General features: G+C 55.7%; 21 protein-coding genes and 1 pseudogene. 13 read left to right on the forward strand and 9 right to left on the reverse strand.

What is annotated here, in order from left to right; genetic code table 11:
- Positions 1-7 precede the first annotated feature (7 nt).
- Positions 8-412, reverse strand: a complete 405-nt coding sequence (gene flgC, locus GYRE_RS21360) for a flagellar basal body rod protein FlgC (RefSeq protein ID WP_006819458.1) — start codon at positions 410-412, stop codon at positions 8-10.
- Complete coding sequence (gene flgB, locus GYRE_RS21365) at positions 412-828, reverse strand: flagellar basal body rod protein FlgB (protein ID WP_006819456.1); 417 nt, start codon at positions 826-828, stop codon at positions 412-414. The genes flgC and flgB overlap by 1 nt, the downstream gene beginning before the upstream one ends.
- Before the next feature lie 156 nt (positions 829-984).
- Between flgB and flgA the strand changes: the two genes are divergently transcribed.
- From flgA to flgN, 3 genes are all read left to right on the forward strand, one after another.
- Positions 985-1,644, forward strand: coding sequence for a flagellar basal body P-ring formation chaperone FlgA (gene flgA, locus GYRE_RS21370; RefSeq protein ID WP_038258267.1), 660 nt, complete (start codon positions 985-987; stop codon positions 1,642-1,644).
- Positions 1,645-1,736: 92 nt separating this feature from the next.
- Positions 1,737-2,030 carry a flagellar biosynthesis anti-sigma factor FlgM gene (gene flgM / locus GYRE_RS21375; RefSeq protein ID WP_038258270.1) on the forward strand — a complete coding sequence of 98 codons (294 nt, stop codon included), beginning with the start codon at positions 1,737-1,739 and terminating at the stop codon, positions 2,028-2,030.
- Between the two features lie 4 nt (positions 2,031-2,034).
- Positions 2,035-2,457: a flagella biosynthesis chaperone FlgN gene (gene flgN, locus GYRE_RS21380; RefSeq protein WP_006819453.1), complete on the forward strand. Its 423-nt coding sequence runs from the start codon at positions 2,035-2,037 to the stop codon at positions 2,455-2,457.
- Between the two features lie 60 nt (positions 2,458-2,517).
- Here flgN and murJ read toward each other — a convergent pair whose 3' ends face one another.
- From murJ to rimJ, 4 genes are all read right to left on the reverse strand, one after another.
- On the reverse strand, positions 2,518-4,053 hold the full coding sequence (murJ, locus tag GYRE_RS21385; RefSeq protein WP_006819452.1) for a murein biosynthesis integral membrane protein MurJ: 1,536 nt from the start codon (positions 4,051-4,053) through the stop codon (positions 2,518-2,520).
- Between the two features lie 120 nt (positions 4,054-4,173).
- Complete coding sequence (locus GYRE_RS21390; RefSeq protein WP_006819451.1) at positions 4,174-5,100, reverse strand: Gfo/Idh/MocA family protein; 927 nt, start codon at positions 5,098-5,100, stop codon at positions 4,174-4,176.
- 1 nt (position 5,101) lies between these two features.
- Positions 5,102-5,752 (reverse strand): YceH family protein, encoded by a 651-nt coding sequence (locus GYRE_RS21395; RefSeq protein WP_038258273.1) that lies wholly within the window; start codon positions 5,750-5,752, stop codon positions 5,102-5,104.
- A gap of 17 nt (positions 5,753-5,769) precedes the next feature.
- Positions 5,770-6,354 carry a ribosomal protein S5-alanine N-acetyltransferase gene (gene rimJ / locus GYRE_RS21400; protein ID WP_006819446.1) on the reverse strand — a complete coding sequence of 195 codons (585 nt, stop codon included), beginning with the start codon at positions 6,352-6,354 and terminating at the stop codon, positions 5,770-5,772.
- Positions 6,355-6,593: 239 nt separating this feature from the next.
- Between rimJ and mdtH the strand changes: the two genes are divergently transcribed.
- The 7 genes from mdtH (at position 6,594) to GYRE_RS24075 (ending at position 11,917) form a co-directional block, all read left to right on the forward strand.
- Positions 6,594-7,802 (forward strand): multidrug efflux MFS transporter MdtH, encoded by a 1,209-nt coding sequence (mdtH, locus tag GYRE_RS21405; protein ID WP_006819444.1) that lies wholly within the window; start codon positions 6,594-6,596, stop codon positions 7,800-7,802.
- A gap of 137 nt (positions 7,803-7,939) precedes the next feature.
- Positions 7,940-8,500 (forward strand): lipoprotein, encoded by a 561-nt coding sequence (locus GYRE_RS21410; protein WP_006819443.1) that lies wholly within the window; start codon positions 7,940-7,942, stop codon positions 8,498-8,500.
- 130 nt (positions 8,501-8,630) lie between these two features.
- Positions 8,631-9,677 (forward strand): dihydroorotase, encoded by a 1,047-nt coding sequence (gene pyrC, locus GYRE_RS21415; protein ID WP_006819442.1) that lies wholly within the window; start codon positions 8,631-8,633, stop codon positions 9,675-9,677.
- A gap of 73 nt (positions 9,678-9,750) precedes the next feature.
- Positions 9,751-9,996, forward strand: a complete 246-nt coding sequence (gene dinI / locus GYRE_RS21420; protein WP_038258276.1) for a DNA damage-inducible protein I — start codon at positions 9,751-9,753, stop codon at positions 9,994-9,996.
- 269 nt (positions 9,997-10,265) lie between these two features.
- The gene (bssS, locus tag GYRE_RS21425; protein ID WP_038258277.1) at positions 10,266-10,520 is read left to right on the forward strand and encodes a biofilm formation regulator BssS; all 255 of its coding nucleotides are present in this window, start codon (positions 10,266-10,268) and stop codon (positions 10,518-10,520) included.
- Between the two features lie 114 nt (positions 10,521-10,634).
- Positions 10,635-11,753, forward strand: a complete 1,119-nt coding sequence (gene solA / locus GYRE_RS21430; RefSeq protein ID WP_006819439.1) for an N-methyl-L-tryptophan oxidase — start codon at positions 10,635-10,637, stop codon at positions 11,751-11,753.
- Between the two features lie 50 nt (positions 11,754-11,803).
- Positions 11,804-11,917 (forward strand): DUF2770 family protein, encoded by a 114-nt coding sequence (locus tag GYRE_RS24075; protein ID WP_006819438.1) that lies wholly within the window; start codon positions 11,804-11,806, stop codon positions 11,915-11,917.
- 3 nt (positions 11,918-11,920) lie between these two features.
- Here the strand turns inward: GYRE_RS24075 and trhO are convergent, their stop codons facing one another.
- Positions 11,921-12,970: an oxygen-dependent tRNA uridine(34) hydroxylase TrhO gene (trhO, locus tag GYRE_RS21435; protein WP_038258280.1), complete on the reverse strand. Its 1,050-nt coding sequence runs from the start codon at positions 12,968-12,970 to the stop codon at positions 11,921-11,923.
- 221 nt (positions 12,971-13,191) lie between these two features.
- Between trhO and GYRE_RS21440 the strand changes: the two genes are divergently transcribed.
- The 3 genes from GYRE_RS21440 (at position 13,192) to GYRE_RS21450 (ending at position 15,935) form a co-directional block, all read left to right on the forward strand.
- Positions 13,192-14,112, forward strand: coding sequence for a Kdo(2)-lipid IV(A) acyltransferase (locus GYRE_RS21440; RefSeq protein WP_038258284.1), 921 nt, complete (start codon positions 13,192-13,194; stop codon positions 14,110-14,112).
- Positions 14,113-14,234: 122 nt separating this feature from the next.
- Positions 14,235-15,455, forward strand: coding sequence for a multidrug efflux MFS transporter MdtG (gene mdtG / locus GYRE_RS21445; protein WP_006819434.1), 1,221 nt, complete (start codon positions 14,235-14,237; stop codon positions 15,453-15,455).
- A 111-nt stretch (positions 15,456-15,566) separates the two neighbouring features.
- On the forward strand, positions 15,567-15,935 hold the full coding sequence (locus GYRE_RS21450) for a MysB family protein (RefSeq protein WP_006819433.1): 369 nt from the start codon (positions 15,567-15,569) through the stop codon (positions 15,933-15,935).
- Here the strand turns inward: GYRE_RS21450 and GYRE_RS21455 are convergent, their stop codons facing one another.
- Complete coding sequence (locus tag GYRE_RS21455; protein WP_038258287.1) at positions 15,936-16,163, reverse strand: YceK/YidQ family lipoprotein; 228 nt, start codon at positions 16,161-16,163, stop codon at positions 15,936-15,938.
- Positions 16,164-16,229: 66 nt separating this feature from the next.
- Positions 16,230-17,148 (reverse strand): annotated as a pseudogene (locus GYRE_RS21460) (glucans biosynthesis glucosyltransferase MdoH); the annotation flags it as partial.

Below are 17,148 nucleotides of genomic sequence, written 5' to 3' on the forward strand. Positions count from 1 at the left end.
TCCTCCTTTATTGACCCAACGTCAGGGTTTTGAGCATCATGCTCTTCACGGTGTTCAGCACTTCAACGTTCGCCTGGTAGCTGCGGGACGCTGACATGGTGTTGACCATTTCCCCGACGACATCAACGTTCGGCATCCGCACATAGCCCTTTGCGTCCGCCAGCGGGTTACCCGGCTGGTACACGAGCTTGTCCGGTGCCTGGCTTTCCACCACATCGCTGACCTTCACACCCCCCGTCGCCGCACCCAGAGGGGCATCGACCTGGAACACCACCTGCTTGGCACGATACGGCTGGCCATCTGGCCCGGTCACACTGTCGGCGTTCGCCAGGTTGCTGGCCGCCACGTTCAGTCGCTTGGACTGTGCGGTAAGCGCAGAACCTGCAACATCAAAAATGTTAAGCAACGCCATCAGTTACCCCCCTGCAGTACGCTCATCATGCTTTTGATTTGTCCGCCAAGGACGGTCAACCCGGTTTGATACTGCAGGCTGTTATCCGCAAACTGCGTACGTTCCCGGTCCATATCGACGGTGTTGCCATCCATCGACGGTTGATCGGGAATGCGGTACAGCAGGTCGGTCTGCGGTGCAGTCATCGCCTGGGCGGGGATATGACGAGCAGAGGTCAACGACAGTGAAACACCATTGGTTTCTGCCCTACCACGCTCCATCACTTTTTTTAGTTCGCTGGCAAAGTCGATATCGCGCGCCTGGTACCCCGGGGTATCGGCGTTGGCAATATTGGCAGCCAGAATCTCCTGACGACCGGCACGCAGATTCAGCGCTTCCTGCTGAAAACGTAGCGCGGCGTCGAGTTTATCGAGCATGGCTCCTCCGCTAATGACAAAGATTCAGCGCACACTTTAATTCTCTATGCGCCAAGGTTATCGCCGGAATAAACGCAAAATGCGTCGCTATTTATTCCGTTGAACTCTTTGCACTACGGGTAGAATCCTGTCATTCCTGAACAGACTGGGGTGGCGATGCGTATCCTGAAAAGTACTCTGACACTTGGCTTGCTGTTGCTAAGCCCGCTGGCGTTGGCGCAGGATCTCAATGCGCAACTGACGACGTTTTTCGCCCAACGGCTCGCCGGTTTCAGCGACGACGTGACGGTGAACGTTCGCAGCCCGGAAAACACTTTTCCGCAATGTGATGAACCCGCGCTGAGCGTGCCTTCCAGCGCTCGTCTGTGGGGGCACCTGAACGTGCTGGCACAATGCGGCTCGGAGAAACGTTATCTGCAGGTCGATGTTCAGGCGGTAGGCAATTACGTTGTGGCGGCACAGGCCGTCACGCGTGGCAGCCTGCTACAGTCGGAGAGTGTGACGTTAAAACGTGGCAGACTGGATACCCTTCCGCCACGTACCATGCTGGATATTGCGCAGGCACAGGATGCTATCAGCCTGCGCGATCTGGCCCCTGGTCAGCCGGTTCAGCTGTCGATGCTGCGGCAGGCATGGCGGGTAAAAGCCGGTCAGAAGGTCCAGGTTATCGCCAGCGGTGAGGGCTTTAGCGTCAATGGAGAAGGTCAGGCATTAAACAACGCTGCGGTGGCGCAAAACGCCCGCGTGCGCATGTCATCGGGCCAGGTGGTCAGTGGCAGGGTCAATGCTGATGGGAATATTCTGATTAACCTATAATCTTTTTAAAGAATTTGCGCGGGCTGCCGATAAATTATCAACATATGATGATGGCAGGTTGGTATGCCACAAACCTCGATGAGGACAGAACAATGAGCATTGATCGTACATCGCCCCTGAAACCTGTTAGCGCGGTACAGCCTCGCGAAGCCAATGATGTCGGTACGCAGAAAAGTCGTCTGGAGAAATCGTCTGCCAGCAACAGCACCAGCGTGACGTTAAGCGACGCCCAGGCGCGCCTGACTCAGGCCGGTAATGGCGACATCAACGTTGAACGTGTTGAAGCATTGAAAACGGCGATTCGCAACGGCGAGCTTAAGATGGATACCGGCAAAATTGCCGATGCGCTGATTCAGGAAGCGCAGAGTTCGATTCAGAGTAAGTAACCGTATGAGTCGTCTGTCAGAACTTCTGGACCAAATGACAGTCATCCTGAACTCACTTAAAGAAGTGATGGATGCCGAACAGCAGCAGCTTTCCGTTGGCAGCATCAACGGCAGCACGTTGCAACGCATTACCGAAGAAAAAAGTTCGCTGCTGGCGGCGCTGGATTATCTGGAACAACAGCGCCGTATTGAGCAGGCGGCGCAGCGTTGCGCCAATGATGATATCGCTGGCCGCTGGCAAATTATTACGGAAAAGACGCAGCATCTGCGCGATCTCAACCAGCACAATGGCTGGCTGCTTGAAGGGCAAATCGCCATGAATCAGCAGGCGCTGGACGTACTGAAGCCGCATCAGGACCCGGGCCTGTATGGCAAAGACGGGCAAACCTTCAACGCCTCTCGCGGCGGTAAAAAGTTCTCGGTTTAATTCCTGCAAATACTATTTTATGTGGTGCCGGTTAGCGCTTTGCTAACCGGCAGCGCACTATTATGCCGTTCGGCGGGCAAACTCTTTCGCTTTAAAGCCCAATAGCATGAGTGTGGCAAAGTAGGTCACGATACCCACAACTACCACCGCAAACAGACGCATCAGACGTACAGGCATGGTTCCCTGCGACCACTCAGGCATCACGTACATCATGCCGAGAAGCGCTGCGGCCATCACCACCACCGCAACAATAAGGCGCAGTAAAAACACGCCCCAGCCCGCCTGCGGTGTGAAAATTTTCTGTTTCCGCAGCTGCCAGTAAAGCAGCGAGGCGTTAAGACAGGCGCCCAGACCAATCGAAAGCGCCAGCCCGGCGTGCTTCAGCGGCCCGATAAACGCCAGGTTCATTACCTGGGTCAGCACCAGGGTAACAATGGCAATTTTCACCGGCGTTTTGATGTCCTGGCGTGAATAGAAGCCAGGCGCCAGCACTTTCACCACGATAAGTCCCATCAGCCCCACCGAGTAGGCCACCAGCGCTCGCTGGGTCATCGCCGCATCAAAGGCGGTAAATTTGCCGTACTGGAATAAGGCCACCGTCAGCGGTTTAGCGAGGATGCCAATCGCGACGGCGCTTGGCAGTGCCAGCAGGAAGCACAGACGCAGCCCCCAGTCCATGAGGCGGCAATATTCATCATGGTTGCCGCTGGCGAAGCTTTTCGACAGCGACGGCAGCAGAATAGTGCCCAACGCCACGCCCAGTACCCCGGACGGGAACTCCATCAGGCGGTCGGCGTAGTACATCCAGGAAACCGAGCCGGACACCAGGAATGAGGCAAAGATGGTGTTGATGATAAGCGAGACCTGGCTGACGGAAACACCGAGGATAGCTGGCCCCATCTGTTTCACGACGCGCACTGCCCCGGCATCTTTCAGATTAATGCGCGGCAGAACCAGCATGCCGATTTTTTTCAGGTGCGGCAGCTGGTAGAAAAGCTGCAGTACGCCGCCGACGGTCACTGCCCACGCCAGCGCCAGCACCGGCGGATGGAAATACGGCGCGGCAAACAGCGCAAAACCAATCATACTGACGTTCAGGAAGGTTGGCGCAAAAGCGGGGACCGAGAAACGGTTCCAGGTATTCAGGATCGCCCCAACCAGGGAGGCCAGCGAGATAAGCAGAATATACGGGAAAGTAATGCGCAGCAGTTGGGTCGTTAAGGCGAATTTATCCGCCGTATCGGCAAAGCCCGGCGCGGTAATGGTGATAACCCATGGCGCTGCCAGCATCCCCAAAATAGTCACCACCGCCAGCGCCAGCGTCAGCAAGCCTGAAACGTAAGAGACGAACACCCGGGTCGCGTCTTCACCCTGCTTGCTTTTATATTCGGCAAGGATCGGCACAAACGCCTGAGAGAAGGCCCCTTCGGCAAAAATGCGCCGCAGGAGGTTAGGCAACTTGAAGGCCACGAAAAAGGCGTCGGTCGCCATACCGGCACCGAACACGCGCGCAACAATCGCATCGCGCGCAAATCCCAGCACGCGGGAAAACATGGTCATTGAACTGACGGCCGCCAGCGACTTTAGTAAATTCATTGAAGTGTAATTCCACAACCCTGCAGCAAAACGCCTGCAAGGCAGGCGTAGAAAAGTGCCGATAGTCTACCGGGTTCCCGATGAATTACTACCAACAGATGTTACACGAGATTTATGCTGCTACTCATTCATCGCGTTCTGCCAGAGCTTCTCCACGATCCGCTGGGCAACCAGCGCCTGCTCGCCAGACGTCTGGGGAACTGTCTGATTTTGCACACATTCGATAAAGTGACGCGCGCAACCGGCAAAACCACGCTGCTCCAGCGTGCTTTCCCAGCCTGGCACCGGGCGCATGACGACGCCCGCTCCACGTTCTTCACGCCATTCGCGCATATCGGTCACTTCAAATACACCGCCATCGGTTACCGCCTGCACGGTTTCACGCTGGCTACCCGCCCGACGGTGCATGCTGGTGGTGATTTGCAGCGACGACTGGCTGAAGTGATGTTCGGCGTAAAGCATCTCACCCTGATCGGTCGTCTGCAGCACGCCGCCCTGCAGCCTGGCACTGCCTCCCGCCAGCCACAGCGCGGTATCCACCACGTGCAGATAGTCGTCAAGCAGGGTGAAATGCAGATCATGAGGCCCTACGCTGTTGGTTCTGTGCTTATCCATGCGCAATGATGACGCCGCAGAAAGCGTCGCTTTCAGCTCGTTATAACGTGGGGCAAAGCGACGATTGAAGCCAACCATCAGCGCCAGTTTGCGCCGCGCCGCCTGCTCCACCAGCCGCTCGGCATCAGCAAGCTTTTCAGCAAGCGGTTTATCCACGCAGACATGCACCCCTGCTTTAAGCAGCTCGCTCACCACGTCGTAGTGCGTTGCGGTCGACGTGTGAACAAATACCGCATCGCACTGGGCAGCAAGCGCTGCCAGCGAGTCGGCGTAGGGAATGCGGTAGCTTTCGCAAACGGGCAGGGCTTTAGCTTTCGTCGGCGACCACGCCGCCTGCAGGGTCCAGTCAGTGGCGGCGCTGAGTACCGGTAACCACGCTTTTTGCGCAATACCGCCGAGCCCAACGACGCCTACGCGTAATTTTTGCGTCACGTTAATCTCCCAGGTGCGCCAGCAGTGAGTCAAGACGCAGCTTCAGCTCCGCCACTTCATCTTCAAGGGTTGCGACACGAGCGAGCAGACTTTCATCCTCTACCGGCGAGACTGCTTCAGCGACGGTTGCCAGGGTTTCCACATCACCGCTGAACAGGTGCATATATCGACTCTCACGCTTGCCTGGCTCTCTTGGCAGGCGCGCAACAAAAGGACCATCCTCACGGGCGGCAAGGCCTTCCAGCGTTGACTCAACCTCCGCCATATCACTGAACTCATACATCCGCTGGGCACGGCTTCGCAGCTCACCTGGCGTTTGCGCCCCGCGCAGCAGCAGGGTTGTGACGATAGCCACTTCGGCCGGGGTTAATTTCAGATCGCCAAATTCGGAATTGCAAAAGCGCTGCTCGTATTTTGTTACCCGGTTGCCAAAACCGCTGACCGTGCGCAGGTAATGGCGCTTCACCAGCATATCAAGATGCTCCTGCACCTCGGACTCGCTGAGCGACAGCACCGGCTCGCGGTTGGTTTTCTGATTACAGGCGGTCACTACCGCATTGACCGACAGCGGGTACTGCTCAGGCGTCGTCACCTGCTTTTCCAGCAGGCAACCAATGACGCGCGCTTCATATGCTGATAACTGATAGTTCATCTTATCCCCTTCATCCCTTAACGACCTGCGGTCCATTCCCGGGTGGTTAATGCGGTCAGAACATGGTCGCGCCACTCCCCGTCAATCAACAGGTAATCTTTGGCGTAACCCTCTTTTTCGAATCCCAGACGCGCCAGCAGTGCCCCGCTGCGCTGATTGTGCGGCATGTAGTTTGCCATGATGCGATGAATGTGTTGTGTCCGTTGCATATAGCGAATAACGGCAACCAGCGCTTCGTACATCAGCCCCTGCCCCTGCCATTTCTGCCCGATGGAGTAACCCAGGTAGCAGGCATGAAATGAGCCGCGCACAACGTTGGAAAAATTAGCCACGCCGATTATCTCTTTCTCATCAGGATCGAGCAGAGCAAAGTAGAAGGCCGAACCCTGTTTGTGGAATTCGTTAATCATGCTGAGCCGGGCCTGCCAGCCGGAGGGGTAACAGTGGCTGTCATCTCTCACCGGCTCCCAGGGCTTCAAATATTGGCGATTTTCCGCGTAATAATCGGCAAGCCGCCAGGCATCACGTTCATAAACCAGGCGCACCACCAGGCGGTCTGTCGTTAAGCGCACTTTCGGCACATTACTGCGATAGCCAAACATTTCCCCACTCCTTCACACGACCTGTAACCGCAACCACTCTTCTCTTCACTATACCTGCCCATTTGCGCTCTGTGAAAACAGCAACATACCATTTTTCTGCGCCACTTCCGCTTTTCAATTAAAAACCTCAATCAATCTTGCCTTTTGATAAAAAAATATTGTCGCTGGCAGCATAGGAAAAGCCCGCAACTCCCCGCAGAATAAGGAAGCATCTCTTTTTTATTTTCCCAGGGGGGGAAATGTCCCGCGTATCGCAGGCGAGGAGCCTGGGTAAATATTTCCTGCTGGTCGACAACATGCTGGTCGTGCTCGGCTTTTTCGTTGTATTCCCACTCATTTCCATTCGCTTTGTCGATCAGATGGGCTGGGCTGCCCTGATGGTGGGTATTGCGCTGGGTCTGCGTCAGCTGGTTCAGCAGGGTCTTGGCATTTTTGGTGGCGCAATTGCCGACCGCTTTGGTGCTAAACCCATGATCGTCACCGGGATGTTGATGCGCGCGGCAGGATTTGCCACGATGGCGGTCGCTCATGAGCCGTGGCTGCTGTGGGTGTCGTGCTTTCTTTCCGGTCTTGGCGGCACCTTGTTCGATCCCCCCCGCGCCGCGCTGGTGGTCAAGCTCGTGCGCCCGCATCAGCGTGGACGCTTCTTCTCGATTCTGATGATGCAGGACAGCGCCGGCGCCGTTATCGGTGCACTGCTGGGCAGTTGGCTGCTGCAGTATGACTTCCGCCTGGTGTGCAGCGCCGGGGCGGTGCTGTTTATCCTTTGCGCGGCGTTTAATGCCTGGTATCTGCCGGCCTGGAAACTCTCTACGGTGAAAACCCCGGTTCGTGAAGGTCTCGCCCGCGTACTGCGCGATAAGCGCTTCGTCACCTACGTGTTGACCCTCACCGGCTATTACATGCTGGCGGTACAGGTAATGCTAATGCTGCCGATTATGGTCAACGATATTGCGGGCTCTCCGGCGGCGGTGAAATGGATGTACGCCATTGAGGCCGCCATTTCCCTGACGCTGCTGTACCCTATCGCCCGCTGGAGCGAGAAACGTTTTCGCCTGGAGCAGCGTCTGATGGCCGGGCTGGTGGTGATGTCGCTGTCGATGCTGCCAATTGGTCTCACCAGCAACCTGTCGCAGCTGTTTACGCTTATCTGCACCTTCTATATTGGCTCCATCATCGCCGAGCCTGCACGTGAAACGCTGAGTGCACAACTGGCCGATTCACGCGCCCGCGGCAGCTATATGGGTTTCAGCCGTCTGGGGCTGGCCTTCGGTGGAGCCTTTGGTTACGCCGGTGGCGGCTGGTTGTTTGATACCGGCAAAGCCTTCAACCAGCCGGAGTTGCCGTGGCTGATGCTCGCCATCGTCGGGCTTATCACCTTCGTGGCGTTGTGGTGGCAGTTCAGCCAGAAGCGCGCGTCCTCGCGGATGCTCGAGCCGCGTCTTTAAGCCTCTCAGGGCGGTGGATCCCCCGGGTTCACCGTCCCTCCCCCTCGTTTTCAGCATTTTCCGCTAGTCATCGTTTTACTGACAGCCCATGCTGCTTTGTGTCAGGATAAGTGCCTGGCATCATGTAGAGGAACACCATGAAGAAGATTTTTGTCATTGCCGCCCTGATTGTGAGCGGTGTGCTGGTGGGATGTAATCAGCTCACCCAGTATTCGGTCAGCGAGCAGGAAATTAACCAGGCGCTGCAAAAGCGCAATAATTTCTCCAAAGACATCGGACTGCCAGGCGTGGCGGATGCCCATATTCAGCTCACTAACCTGGCGAGCGCCATTGGCCGCGAAGAGCCGAATAAAGTCACCCTCAGCGGTGTGGCGACGCTCGACATGAACTCGCTGTTTGGTAGCCAGAAAGCCACTATCGATCTGAAGCTGAAAGCGCTGCCGGTATTCAATAAAGAGAAGGGCGCTATCTATCTGCAGGAGATGGAAGTGGTAGATGCGAAGGTGGAGCCGGAGAAGATGCAATCGGTGGTGCAGACCCTGATGCCTTATCTGAACCAGTCGCTACGCAGCTACTTTAACGAGCAGCCTGCCTATGTGCTGCGCGAAGACGCCAGCCGTGGCGAATCGCTGGCGAAGAAATATGCCAAAGGCATTGAGGTCAAACCGGGAGAAATTATTATCCCGTTTACTGATTAATCGTTGCAGGGCGCTGAGGCGCCCTTTTTTTTCGCCGTAAGATAAAGAGTGCAAAGGAAAACGTTTCCGCTTATCCTTAGTGCCCGGCAAAAAGCAGCCCATTGACTGAAACGACGAGCCGGAGCCCTCCATGACTGTACAACCCCAGGTTTTAAAAATTCGCCGCCCTGATGACTGGCATATTCACCTGCGTGACGGTGAGATGTTGCAAACGGTTGTCCCTTATACCAGTGAAATCTACGGCCGTGCGATCGTCATGCCGAATCTGGCTCCGCCTGTCACCACGGTAGAAGCCGCCATTGCTTATCGCCAGCGCATCCTTGATGCCGTCCCTGCCGGGCATGACTTCACCCCGCTGATGACCTGCTATCTGACCGATACGCTGGATCCGAACGAACTCGAGCGCGGGTTTAATGAAGGCGTATTTACCGCCGCAAAACTGTACCCGGCGAATGCGACCACCAACTCAAGCCACGGTGTCACCAGTACCGATGCCATTATGCCGGTACTGGAGCGCATGGAGAAACTGGGCATGCCGCTGCTGGTGCATGGGGAAGTGACCCACGCTGAGATTGATATTTTCGACCGTGAAGCCCGCTTTATTGAAACCGTGATGGAGCCCCTGCGCCAGCGTCTTCCTGGACTGAAAGTGGTATTCGAGCACATCACCACCAAAGATGCCGCCGAATACGTCCGCGACGGTAACGAGCTGCTGGCCGCCACCATCACTCCTCAGCATCTGATGTTTAACCGTAATCACATGCTGGTTGGCGGCATTCGTCCTCATCTGTACTGCCTGCCCATTCTCAAGCGTAACGTTCATCAGCAGGCGCTGCGTGAGCTCGTCGCCAGCGGTTTCAGCCGCGCTTTCCTCGGCACTGACTCCGCCCCACATGCCCGCCATCGCAAAGAAGCAAGCTGCGGCTGTGCTGGCTGCTTCAACGCGCCAACGGCGCTGGCAAGCTACGCACAGGTATTTGAAGAGATGAATGCGCTTGAGCACTTCGAAGCCTTCTGTTCGCTTAACGGCCCGCAGTTCTACGGCCTGCCGGTAAACGAAGGGTTTGTTGAGCTTGAGCGCAAGACAACTCAGGTTTGCGAAAGTATCGCCCTGCCGGACGATACCCTGATCCCGTTCCTCGCGGGTGAAACCGTGGCCTGGACCGTAAAGGCATAAAAAAACGTGCTCCCTGTTGCAAGCGCTTGCGCTTAACTGTATAAATATACAGTATAACAAACAGGGGGCTACTATGCGTATTGAAGTCACGATTGCCAAAACCACTTCCCTGCCTGCTGGCGCGATAGACGCACTGGCAGGCGAGCTTTCCCGCCGTATCAGCCATCACTATCCCGATGCCGAAGGTAAAGTCAGCGTGCGTTATGCCGCGAACAATAACCTCTCAGTGATTGGCGGAATCAAAGAAGATAAAGACCGGATCAGCGAAATCCTGCAAGAGACGTGGGAAAGCGCGGATGACTGGTTCATCACCGATTAAGCAGTACCCTTTTCCCTCATTGTGTTGCCTTGCCGGGTCGCCCCGGCTTTTTTATTCCTGCGACAGTCCGCTCTCCCCTTTCCCTTAACGCAAGAAGCATATGCTGGGTAATTATTGCGCAACCGACGCGGTAAATTAGACATTTGTGTTGCAGATTATTTAATTTCTCGAGTATTTTTCCATCTGTTGATATACTTATTTTGCTTCAGACATAACATGCATTGAACCTCGAGAGTCGTTATCTTTTAACACGCAGATAAGGGGTTATGATGGAAAAGAATAATGAAGTCATCCAGACCCATCCGCTTGTAGGGTGGGACATCAGCACCGTTGATAGCTACGATGCGTTGATGCTGCGCTTACACTACCAAAACCCCACTCACGCGAGCAGTAAAGAAGCGGAAATCGGCCAGACCCTGTGGCTGACCACGGATGTTGCACGTCAGTTTATTTCGATACTGGAAGCAGGGATTGCGAAAATAGAAGCTGGCGACTATCAGCCTGATGAGTATCAAAGACATTAATACCCACCGTAATACAGGCTTACAAGGCACCTCCGGGTGCCTTAATTATTTGCCATGTTGTATTGAAACTGATTATTAATTACCCTGCTTATAAAGAATATTCTGGAAAGAGCGATGCAATACGATTTAATTGTGGTAGGAAGTGGCTCCGTCGGCGCCGCTGCTGGATATTATGCCCGCCGCGCCGGGCTGAACGTGCTGATGCTGGATGCGCATCTGCCCCCTCACCAACAGGGTAGCCACCACGGCGACACTCGCCTGATTCGTCATGCCTATGGCGAAGGTGAGAAGTATGTGCCATTGGTACTTCGCGCCCAGGCACTGTGGGATGAGCTGGCAACGCTCAGCGGTGAAGAGATCTTCGCCAGAACCGGCGTGGTCAATCTCGGCCCTGCAGATTCCGGATTCCTGGCGAATGTGGCTAAAAGTGCCGAACAGTTTGGTCTGGCGGTGGAACGCCTGGATGCTCAGGCGGTGATGGCACGCTGGCCAGAAATTCGTATACCGGATAATTACATCGGGCTTTTTGAATCGGCTTCCGGGGTGCTCAAAAGCGAACTGGCGGTCAAAACATGGATCCGTCTGGCCAATGAAAGCGGCTGCGCTCAGCAGTTTAACGCACCGGTCACCGCCATTCACCATGATGCCGATGGTGCGCTGGTGGAAACCACCGAGGGTAGCTTCCGCGGTAAAAAACTGCTGATCTGCGCCGGAACCTGGGTGACCAAACTGTTACCACAACTGCCGATCCAGCCGGTACGCAAAGTCTTTGCCTGGTTCCAGGCCGACGGCCGCTACAGTAGCAAAAACAACTTCCCGGCCTTTACCGGCGAGTTGCCGAACGGCGACCAGTACTACGGCTTCCCGGCGGAAGACAACGAGCTGAAAATTGGCAAGCACAACGGCGGCCAGCTTATCTCCAGCGAAGAAGAGCGTAAACCGTTCGCGGCCGTCGCCACCGACGGTTCTGAGGCGTTTAACTTCCTGCGCCAGGTGCTGCCGGGGATCGGTGGCTGCCTGCATGGCGCCTCCTGCACCTATGACAATTCACCGGACGAAGACTTCATTATTGACACGCTGCCGGGCCTGCCGGATACGCTGGTTATCAGCGGACTTAGCGGTCACGGCTTCAAGTTTGCCTCCGTACTCGGCGAAATTGCTGCTCAGTTCGCCCAGGGACAAACACCGGCATTTGATCTGAAGCCCTTCTCGCTTTCCCGTTTTCAGCAGTAAAATAAAAAAGCGGCCCTGGAGGCCGCTTTTCCTTTAACGCAGAGAAATTTATGCACCGAATCTGGCATTTCCTGGTGAACAACATTCGTGAGCACCTGATGCTTTACATTGCCCTCTGGCTGCTGCTCGCGGCCCTCGATCTGGCTTATCTCTACTTTTTCTGACGTTTATTCCGGGTCCGGGATACCCAGTTTGGTATTCAGACGCCCACGTGATTTATTGAAGATCTTATTACCGTTCTCACGGCCCGCGCGCAGGCGGCGCTGTTCCTCTTCCGGCAGACGATGCTCTGTCTGGCACGCTTCGCTGCAGCAACCTTCGAACTTCTCAGCGCAGGCCGGGCACTGGATAAACAGCAGATGGCAGCCGTCGTTCAGACAGTTGGTGTGGCTGTCACACGGTGCGCCGCACTGATGGCAGTTGGCGATCACGTCTTCGCTAATACGCTCACCCATACGTTCATCGAAGACAAAGTTTTTGCCCACGAAACGTACTGGTAGCCCCTGCTCACGGGCGCGGCGGGCGTACTCAATAATCCCGCCTTCAATGTGCGAGACTTTGTTAAAACCGTTGTGCTTCATCCACGCGCTGGCTTTTTCACAGCGGATCCCACCGGTGCAGTACATGACAATGTTCTTGTCTTTATGCTCCTGCATCATTTCCACCGCTTTTGGCAGCTGCTCACGGAAGGTATCCGCCGGGATCTCAAGCGCGTTCTCAAAGTGCCCCACTTCGTATTCGTAGTGGTTACGCATATCGATGAAAATAGCGTCTGGATCGTCGAGCATGGCGTTCACTTCTGCCGCTTTCAGGTACTCACCCACGTCCGCCGCGTTGAAGTTCGGATCGTCGATACCGTCGGCCACAATGCGCTCACGCACTTTCATGCGCAGTACCCAGAACGATTTTCCATCGTCATCTAACGCAATGTTAAGACGCAGGCCATCGAGCGCCGGGTCAAACCCATAGAGCATCGCACGTAGCGCTGCAACTTTGCTCTCCGGGACGCTGATTTGCGCGTTAATCCCTTCATGCGCCAGATACACGCGGCCAAACACCTTCAGCTCGCTGAAAGCAATATACAGGGCATCACGGGTGGCTTTAGGATCGGTAATGGTGAAATATTTATAGAACGAAACGGTGGTGCGCGGCTCGGTTTCAGCCAGCATTTGCGCCTTCAACGCCTCGTTCGAAATGCGGTTATGCAACACTGGCATGGTGTTCGTTTCCTGCAATCGTCAAGGGAGAAAATTCATCGGACGGCATGATATAGCAATCATTCATAATTTACATCCATACATTTTGCGCTACATTTCTCACACCTTGCAGGGCATCGAACAACATTTGCTGATTTAACAGGCACTCTGCCCGCTGTAATTTTGGCTGAAGCGAAAAAAATGCGACAATAAGCCAGCGACTTGTGAATGACAGGAACGACATGACCGAATTACCACAATTTACCGTTAAGCTTTTGCATCCCCGCTACTGGCTCACCTGGCTGGGTATTGGTGTGCTGTGGTTGGTAGTGCAACTACCGTATTCCGTGATATTTCGCCTCGGAAAAGCGATGGGACATCTCGCGATGCGTTTGATGAAACGCCGGGCGCGTATCGCGTATCGTAATCTTGAGCTGTGCTTTCCGGAAATGAGCGAAGAGCAGCGTCACCAGCTGGTGGTCAAAAACTTCGAATCCGTTGGTATGGGCGTACTGGAAACCGGGATGGCCTGGTTCTGGTCAAATCGCCGTATCTCTCGCTGGACGACGGTCATCAACTTTGAGCCGCTACGCGAACTGGAAGCGCAGAAAAAAGGCATCCTGCTTATCGGCGTGCATTTTCTGACCCTGGAGATGGGCGCACGCATGTTCGGGCTGAACTGGCCAGGAATTGGTGTATACCGCCCGAACGATAACCCGGTACTGGACTGGCTGCAGACCTGGGGTCGCCTGCGCTCAAACAAAGACATGCTGGATCGTAAAGACCTGAAAGGGATGGTCAGAGCACTGAAAAATGGTGAAGTGGTCTGGTATGCCCCCGATCACGACTACGGCCCGCGCAGCAGCGTGTTTGTCCCATTCTTTGCCGTTGAAGAAGCCGCGACGACCACCGGAACCTGGATGCTGGCAAAAATGTCGAAAGCCTGCCTCGTGCCGTTCGTACCGCGTCGCCGTGCCGATGGCAAAGGCTATGAGCTCATCATGCTGGATCCCGAGTGCAACCCACCGCTCGACGACGGTGAAACCACCGCCGCGTGGATGAACAGGATTGTTGAACAATGCATTATGATGGCGCCGGAGCAATATATGTGGCTGCACCGCCGCTTTAAGACCCGGCCGGAAGGAACCCCTTCCCGTTACTAGCAGAAGGCAGCCCGCGGGCTGCCTTTTAGCTTTTAAAGCTCCTCCCGATTGCGCTCTCCTGTGACCGGGCGCATAATTAGCCTGCTTATTATTTTTCATACCGTTGGCTACGAAGAATCACTATGTCCACCTCTACGACTCCCATTAACTGGAAACGCAACCTGACGGTTGTGTGGCTGGGCTGCTTCCTTACTGGCGCTGCCTTTAGCCTCGTCATGCCGTTTCTGCCACTGTATGTGGAGCAACTGGGGGTTACCGGCCATAGCGAGCTGAATTTGTGGTCAGGGCTGGTGTTCAGCATTACTTTTCTTTTCTCAGCCATCGCTTCACCGTTCTGGGGCGGTCTTGCCGACCGTAAGGGCCGTAAGATTATGCTGTTACGATCGGCGCTCGGAATGTCGATTGTGATGGTACTGATGGGCCTTGCGCAGAACGTCTGGCAGTTTTTAGTGCTACGCGCCCTGCTCGGCCTGTTGGGTGGTTTTATTCCTAACGCCAACGCGCTCATCGCCACCCAGATCCCACGACATAAAAGCGGCTGGGCGCTGGGGACGCTTTCTACCGGGGCCGTCAGCGGCGCGCTTCTTGGCCCGCTCGCAGGGGGATTCCTTGCAGATACCTGGGGTCTGCGTCCGGTCTTCTTCATGACCGCCAGCGTGCTATTCGTTTGCTTCGTCCTGACGCTGTTCCTGGTCCGGGAGCAGTTTACTCCGGTCGCAAAGAAGGAGATGCTGCACTTTCGCGATGTTATCGGCTCGCTGAAAAATCCACGGCTGGTGCTGAGCCTGTTTGTCACGACGCTTATCATTCAGGTCGCTACCGGCTCCATCGCCCCTATCCTGACGCTGTATGTGCGCGAACTGGCGGGCAACGTCAGTAACATCGCCTTCATCAGCGGGATGATCGCCTCAGTGCCGGGCGTTGCGGCCCTCATCAGCGCCCCGCGTCTGGGCAAACTCGGAGACCGGATCGGCCCTGAGAAAATCCTGATTGCCGCGCTGGTGGTCTCGGTACTGCTTCTGTTACCCATGTCTCTGGTTCACACGCCGTGGCAGCTCGCGGTTTTGCGCTTCCTGCTGGGAGCCGCCGACGGTGCACTGTTGCCGGCGGTTCAGACGCTGCTGGTGTATAACTCCTCAAGCCAGATCGCCGGGCGTATTTTTAGCTATAACCAGTCGTTCCGTGACATCGGTAACGTCACCGGCCCGCTTATCGGGGCGGCGGTTTCCGCAAACTACGGCTTCCGCGCCGTATTCTGCGTGACAGCAGGCGTGGTGCTGTTCAACGTTATCTACTCTTCCCTCTGCCTGCGCCGACCTCGCGAGCGATCCGAAGCGGTTTAACGACAGCCTCCCACAACTGGATGATTTTTCGCCAGACTGGCTTGCAGTCCGCGATATTCAGCTATTCTTTCCCTGAACACCACATCAACAAGCAGGGAAAAGGAGACGACTATGTACGCCACACTCGACGAAGCTATTGATGCGGCCCGTGAAGAATTTCTCGCCGCTAACCCGGCACTCGACGAAGAAACCGCCAGTGTCGAACAGTTTAATATCCAGAAATACGTCCTGCAGGACGGCGATATTATGTGGCAGGCCGAGTTTTTTGCCGAAGAAGGTGAAGAAGGCGAGTGCCTGCCGGTGCTGAGCGGTGAAGCCGCGCAGAGTGTTTTCGATGGCGATTATGACGAAATCGATATTCGCCAGGAGTGGATGGAAGAAAATACCCTGCACGAATGGGATGAGGGGGAATTCCAGCTGGAACCGCCCCTTGATACCGAGGAAGGCCAGACGTCGGCAGACGAATGGGACGAGCGCTGATTACTCGTAAGGGCCGTGGCTGGCGTCAATCGGCAGCAACAGCGTATCGAAGACCAGGGAAAAAGGCAGATCCAATACCGTGACGTAGCGCCACGCCGAGTCACGGAGATCCCACTGTACCCCCGGGTAATATTGATTGCCGTGCCCCTGCCCGGGGATCGTGCGGCTGATGATGCTGCCGCAGCCGCTGAGCAGCATCGCCATGGCAACTGCCAGTAAAAATCTCACGTGATACCTCTGCTCGATGACAAAAAAATACCGGCTCGATGGCCGGTATTTTCCCTTACCTGCGATTTATTTCGCCTTCAGCGCCAGCGGGTTAAGCGCTATCTGCTGATAGTAGCTCACCCAGGAGGAGTATTTCTCCGGAGCTGACCAGACGCGATAGTGCAGACGCGACAGCGTGACCGGATCGCTCAACAGTACCAGACGACGGTCGCGGTTGAGTTTGTCCGGCGTTTCGTTCAACGCCTGTTCCACATGACGATCGCGGGCGATTTCGAGAATATGACTCTCGCGGTGACGCGCGGTCGCCATCGCCGTTGCCAGCGCGTTGAACGATGGGTTGAACACGGCGTGCATAAAGCCCTGCTCCAGCTCGCGGCTGCGGTTCATCTCCAGGAAGGTTTCCGTATCCTTCAGCACCTGCGGTGGGGAATACTCTTCCGGGATCAGGAACAGCTTGCAGCGCTTAGTGCGCAGACCCACCGTCGAACGGCTTGAAATCACCGACACGAACGGCGACAGGATCAGCGAAACCACGATCGGTGCCAGCCAGAACAGGAAGCGCAGATCCAGCCACGCCATGCCTGCGGCCCACACCAGGCCCAGCAACAGCTGCGAACCATGACGCATAAAGGCTTCGCTCCACGGGGTGGAGTCGTCGTCACGCTGCGGTGAGTTCCAGACCACTTCCCAGCCGAGGAACGCGCTGACCACAAACACGGTGTGGAACAGCATACGCACCGGCGCCAGCAGCACGGAGAACAGCACTTCCAGCAGCAGAGAAACCGTCACGCGGAAGAAGCCACCGTACTCTTTCGAGCCCTTGCACCACACCAGAATGATACTGAGCAGCTTCGGCAGGAACAGCAGCACCATGGTGGAGGCAAACAGCGCAATAGCCAGCTCGGGCCGCCACTGCGGCCAGACCGGGAACAGCTGCCGTGGCTGCAGGAAGTATTGCGGCTCAGTGAGCGCATGCACGATCTGC

The organism is Yokenella regensburgei ATCC 49455 (assembly GCF_000735455.1).
GTDB classification, from domain to species: domain Bacteria; phylum Pseudomonadota; class Gammaproteobacteria; order Enterobacterales; family Enterobacteriaceae; genus Yokenella; species Yokenella regensburgei.